Annotated in this window: 6 protein-coding genes; all 6 read left to right on the plus strand. The window is 45.0% G+C overall.

From position 1 onward, the window contains the following. A partial coding sequence (locus LKD42_RS14645; protein WP_248836125.1) for a relaxase/mobilization nuclease domain-containing protein occupies nt 1–685 on the plus strand: 685 nt, incomplete at its 5' end. A 386-nt stretch (nt 686–1,071) separates the two neighbouring features. Beyond that, nucleotides 1,072–1,563 carry a nucleotidyltransferase domain-containing protein gene (locus tag LKD42_RS14650; protein WP_009263190.1) on the plus strand — a complete coding sequence of 164 codons (492 nt, stop codon included), beginning with the start codon at nt 1,072–1,074 and terminating at the stop codon, nt 1,561–1,563. 312 nt (nt 1,564–1,875) lie between these two features. Then, nucleotides 1,876–3,294 carry a repa gene (locus LKD42_RS14655; RefSeq protein ID WP_055166539.1) on the plus strand — a complete coding sequence of 473 codons (1,419 nt, stop codon included), beginning with the start codon at nt 1,876–1,878 and terminating at the stop codon, nt 3,292–3,294. A gap of 856 nt (nt 3,295–4,150) precedes the next feature. After that, nucleotides 4,151–4,312, plus strand: coding sequence for a hypothetical protein (locus tag LKD42_RS14660; protein ID WP_007885225.1), 162 nt, complete (start codon nt 4,151–4,153; stop codon nt 4,310–4,312). A 4-nt stretch (nt 4,313–4,316) separates the two neighbouring features. Beyond that, nucleotides 4,317–4,637, plus strand: coding sequence for a MobC family plasmid mobilization relaxosome protein (locus LKD42_RS14665; RefSeq protein WP_009256578.1), 321 nt, complete (start codon nt 4,317–4,319; stop codon nt 4,635–4,637). Next, the coding region (locus tag LKD42_RS14670) for a relaxase/mobilization nuclease domain-containing protein (RefSeq protein WP_248836126.1) at nt 4,598–5,099 on the plus strand (502 nt) is incomplete at its 3' end. The genes LKD42_RS14665 and LKD42_RS14670, both read left to right, overlap by 40 nt.

Below are 5,099 nucleotides of genomic sequence, written 5' to 3' on the forward strand. Positions count from 1 at the left end.
GAGCTGGGAACAGGGCTTGCATGTGCCGGAGAAAGGAAAGACATTTGCTGGAGAAGTCCGGGAAGAAACGGTGGCATGGAGCAAAGACACCTACCAGCTTTTGAAACAGGCAGAGCAGGGAAAGGTCAAAAGCTATGTGCAGGATATTGCCCTTGCGGTGCTGGATTGTAAGGAAACAGCGACCAGCCGGGAAACCTTTATCCGGCTGATGAATGAAAGAGGGTACGGGGTGGACTGGCAGGACAGCCACAAGTACATCACATATACCGACTTAGCCAGGGAACAGGCAGGAGAAAAGGCTTGTAAAATCAGGGATAACAAGCTGGAAAAATACTACAATATGGATTTTGGAAAGGAGAGTATGGAGCATGAGTTTGAGAGAAATGCACGAACAGCAGAAGCAGAGCAGTCCAAGAGAGCAGCTTCAAGAGTTAAACCGACAGAGCCGGACAGAGCTGGAAAACAGTCTGCTCAAAGAAGCGTTGGCGATGTCGAGCGAGAACTGCGAGGAATTGATGAAGCAGTCAAATCAAGAACAAGTGAGGGCAGAGCAGAACAGGCAGAGAGACGCAGAGCAGAACAGGAAGCTCATCAGCGAGCTGAAGCAGAGCGTAGAGCTGCTGAAGAACAGCAACGAATTGCTTCAAGACGCTATATCGGGCGAGATTGGGAGCCTGAAAGATGAGGTTAAGGAAAACACCGTCCAAGAGGTTAGAAAGGCGTTACAGGCGAATATAGAGGCTATACAGAGGGCTACAAAGCTTCTTGAGAAGCAGTCTGATACACTTACGAGCGTGATGAAGCAGAAGATCCGGGAGCTTGAGGAAAGTAAGAACAGTTTTTTTAGATATGAGGGCTTGAAGTTGTACCTGTTTTGGGGCGGTATGGTCTGCAATATTTTAGTGTTTCTTATGCTGTTGTATGGTATGATTAGTAAGTAAAAAGAAATCGATAAATTAGAATTTTAAAAAGGAGTGTGATGACCATGATTTTTGATTTTGAGCCTTGGCAATTAGATATTGATATTGACTTAACTAAACAATTATATAGAAGTTGTAAAGGAGACTTTGTATGGGTAGAAAAGAAATAACAACAAAAGAAGATTTAATGAAAGTAATAGAATTATTCGAAAATACTGGAATTACATACTGGTTGGATGGCGGATGGGGTGTAGATATTTTAGCTGGTAAACAAACAAGAATTCATAGAGATATAGATATAAATTTTGATGCTCAACATACGGAAAAATTGTTAAATGTGCTTTTGAATCTGGGCTATAAAATTGATACAGACTGGAAACCGGTTAGAATAGAGTTATATAGTGATGAACTTGGTTACTTAGACATTCACCCGTTCGTTTTAAATGAGGACGGAACTTCAAAACAAGCTGATTTAGAGGGTGGATGGTATGAGTTTGAAAAAGATTACTTTGGTAGTGTTTTTTTTGAAGGCAAAACAATTCCTTGTATATCTTTAAAAGGCCAAAAAGTTTTCCATTCAGGTTATGAATTAAGAGATAAAGATAAGCATGATATTTCAATTCTTGAAAGTTTATCAAAATAACATCGCTGTAATTTCTAAGATAAATTGCAGTTTGTCGGTACGAAGAAAAAGGTGCAAAAATGTATTGATAAGATTAGCGGTCAAGGCGAGAGGGAGTGAGGTGTAGATATTGACATCAAAAAGGCACTCCCTTATACTTGAGAGAAAAAGGTAAAAAAAACTCATTGATAAGATTAGCGGTCAAGGCGAGAGGGAGTGAGGTGTAGATATTGACACTCAAAAGGCACTCCCTTATACTTGACGGAAAAAGGTAAAAAAAACTCATTGATAAGATTAGCGGTCAAGGCGAGAGGGAGTGAGGTGCAAAAGACTATGGCAAAATACACCAAAAGGAGAGATAAAAGAGGGTATGAGTGGAAGTCTGCTTATCGGGAGAAAGAAGCCCTTATGTTGGAGAGGGGATACCCGGAAGTAAGTCCTCATGATTTCTATCGGGAGTTGTTTCCGGCTGGCAGTCTCCAGCAAGAGCCGGAGGACGGAAAAGGTAATATTATAGCGACACAGATTAGACCGTCTGGCAAAGGAAGAACCCGGCAGTGGGTAATTGATGATAGTCTGAAAATGCTGGATAAGGTCATAGGAGATAGGTTTGGGCTGATACCGCCTATTAGTTTTTACGGAAAGTCACACACGAAAGAGAACGCTCATGAGCTGTTTGCGGTGGTGGTGGACGTGGATTATGTAGGCAAACAGCAGTTAAAGAACCTGTTGAAGCAGTTTGGGAATGGTGTGCAGCTTCGTCCGACTTATCTTGTCAGCTCCGGCAAGGGGGTACATCTTTACTATTTCTTGCAGGAGCCGGTTCAGTTGTATCGAAACCGGGAAGAAGTGCTTGCGGAGCTGAAAGAAGCCTTTATCCGGCGGCTATGGAATGATACCAGCTCTATCCGTCCGGACAGCCCGGATATAACCGGAATTTATCAAGGTTTCCGGTGTGTGGGGAGTCAGTCGAAGCTGGGTGCAGATTTCCCAGTAAAAGCCTATAAGCTGTCAGAGAACCGTTACACGCTGGAGGACATAAAAGCCAGCATACCGAGCTGTAAGGTAGACCTTGCTCCGTTGTACGAGAAGCCGAGAAGAAAAAGTACCGTTACGCTGGAAGAAGCAAAGGAGCTGTACCCGGAATGGTATGAGAAGCGGATCGTGCAGGGAGAGCCGAAGCAGAAAAGTAAGAAGCAGGGCGGTACGTGGGTATGTAACGAAGCTTTATATGAGTGGTGGAAACGGAAAATAACCGAGGAAGTGAAAGCCGGAGGGCGTTACTTTTCTATTATGGCGTTGTGCTCTTATGGCTTGAAGTGTGGCATATCCGAGCAGAAGATACGGAGAGACGCCTATGCGTTCCTGGACCATTTAGAGAGCCTTACCGAGGACGAGGACAACCATTTCAGCCGGGCAGATGTGAAAGACGCTCTTCGGGCATTGAAAGGGGACAGAAAAAGGCTGTCAACGATAGCAAGCCGGGAATGGATAGAGGACAACACAAAGGTTACGATACCAGCAAATAAGCGGAATTACAGAAAGCAAAAAGACCATGTAAAGGTTATGAATACTATGAAAGCTTTAAAAAAGCAGTTAGGAGAAGAAGTAAAAGAGGGTAGACCAAAAGGGAGTGGAACAGCGGAGCAGACAGTCAGAGAATGGCAGGAGAGCCACCCAGCAGGAAAGAAAGCGGACTGCATTCGAGAGACAGGATTGAGCAAGCCCACCGTTTACAAGTGGTGGAAGTAGGGCATACTTGAAATGCCGAAAGGCATATGCTATAATGCCAGTAGGCAAGAAAGACGAAAGTGCTCATTGTGGCACGCAAAAAGCCCCGGAGGTCGCAACTCCGGGGCTTTTCTATTCCGTTGTGGCAAGGTGGCTTATTCCTTAGGCTGGCTACCGCCTATTTATCTCCGTCCAGCCATTTGCAGATGTAGTAGGCGACTACACTTGCCAAGACAGAGAGTAAGAAAGACGAAAATATACTCATGGTGGCACACCCCCTTTCTGTACCTGTATAGGGGTGGTAGCGTCGCTCATTATACCATAGTGGCAGAAATGCCACAAGAAGCCATTTCCCCTTGTTTATTATCAAAGCCATAAGGAAAAGAGTGTCAAGGGCGGTCATAGACCGCAGCGTTTACCCTTGATACTCTTTTTTGTTGGCTATAATGCCGGAGGGGAAAACGGCTGTCCGTCCGTTCCGTTACTTCCCCCTGTGCTTCATTGTCCGTTCCGGCGGAAGAAAGTAAAGGGTGGTCTGCGACCATTTTTTATCTGCTGTACTCGCTGATCGGCAAGCCGAAGCTCATACTGCAGATAAAAAACAAGCCCTTGACTTTCTTCCACCTACACTTCCAAAGTCGCCCAAGAGGAAGTAAGCTCCACTATATTCTTGGCAGAATATACGCACGAATATATCCGCTTGATATAGGGTGTCTATCATGCTATAATATGTGTAGCGGATATATTGCAAGTTCCCTAAAGTGTTACCACTTTAGAACTTGTGAGGGTGGCAAGCCCCCCTTCAATCCCCCTTTTAAACGAGCCGGAAGGCTCATAATATGACGGTGGTAGCACCGAAGAAAGAGAGGTCAAAGGCATGAAAAAAGATATGGATAAAATTCAGTTTGAGTACAGATACGAGGTGCAGGAGCTGATGAAAGTAATTGATAAATATGTAAAACAGAACCCGGCAGAAAAGGAAAATAAGACGCTGGAGCGTTTCTTTGACTTACTTGATGTCATGGATATGGAGTGGTAAGGGCATGAACAAGACAAGACCAAAGCAGTTATCATTCCGAGTAAGTGAAGAAGAATACCAGCAGTTGCAGGAGAAGATTTCAGAGAGTGGAAAGAACCAGCAGGAGTATATCCTTTCCTGTGTGCTGGAGAAGCAGATCGTGAATACGGACGGTATCAAAGAACTTATCCCGGAACTGAAACGGATAGGGAACAACCTCAACCAAATAGCAAAGAGGTGTAATGAGGGGGGAATGTTGCCGAGTGAAGCGGAAGTGCGGAAGCATGGAGAGGAGCTGAACAAAGTATGGCAGTCATTAAGGCGGTATCTTCAAAGGCGGGCATAGGGCACGCAATAGATTATGTGACGAAAAAAGAAAAGACAGAGGAGAAGCTTGTCAGCGGTCTGCATTGTGAGCCGGAGACGGTCAAGGAGGAAATGCAAGCCACAAAGGAGCTGTGGGGCAAGACGGACGGAAGAACCTATAAGCATTATGTGCAATCCTACCATGAGGACGAGGAAATAACCCCGGAGCAGGCTCACAAGAACGCTGTCGAGCTGGCAGAGCATACAAAGGCATGGAAAGGGCATGAAGTTCTGATAGCCACGCATATAGACAAGGGGCATATACACACGCACTTTATTGTCAATTCCGTAAATTATGAGAACGGTCATAAGCTCCAATGGAGTAAGCACGACCTTAAAGACTTAAAGGAACGGTGCAACGAGCAGAGCTGGGAACAGGGCTTGCATGTGCCGGAGAAAGGAAAGACATTTGCTGGAGAAGTCCGGGAAGAAACGGTGGCAT

This window comes from Hominisplanchenecus faecis (assembly GCF_020687205.1).
In the GTDB taxonomy this organism is placed as follows: Bacteria; Bacillota; Clostridia; order Lachnospirales; family Lachnospiraceae; genus Hominisplanchenecus; species Hominisplanchenecus faecis.

Coding starts and splice junctions, on each gene's coding strand:
- LKD42_RS14650 (WP_009263190.1), top strand. CDS start 1,072: ATGGGTAGAAAAGAAATAACAACAAAAGAAGATTTAATGAAAGTAATA.
- LKD42_RS14655 (WP_055166539.1), top strand. CDS start 1,876: ATGGCAAAATACACCAAAAGGAGAGATAAAAGAGGGTATGAGTGGAAG.
- LKD42_RS14665 (WP_009256578.1), top strand. CDS start 4,317: ATGAACAAGACAAGACCAAAGCAGTTATCATTCCGAGTAAGTGAAGAA.
- LKD42_RS14660 (WP_007885225.1), top strand. CDS start 4,151: ATGAAAAAAGATATGGATAAAATTCAGTTTGAGTACAGATACGAGGTG.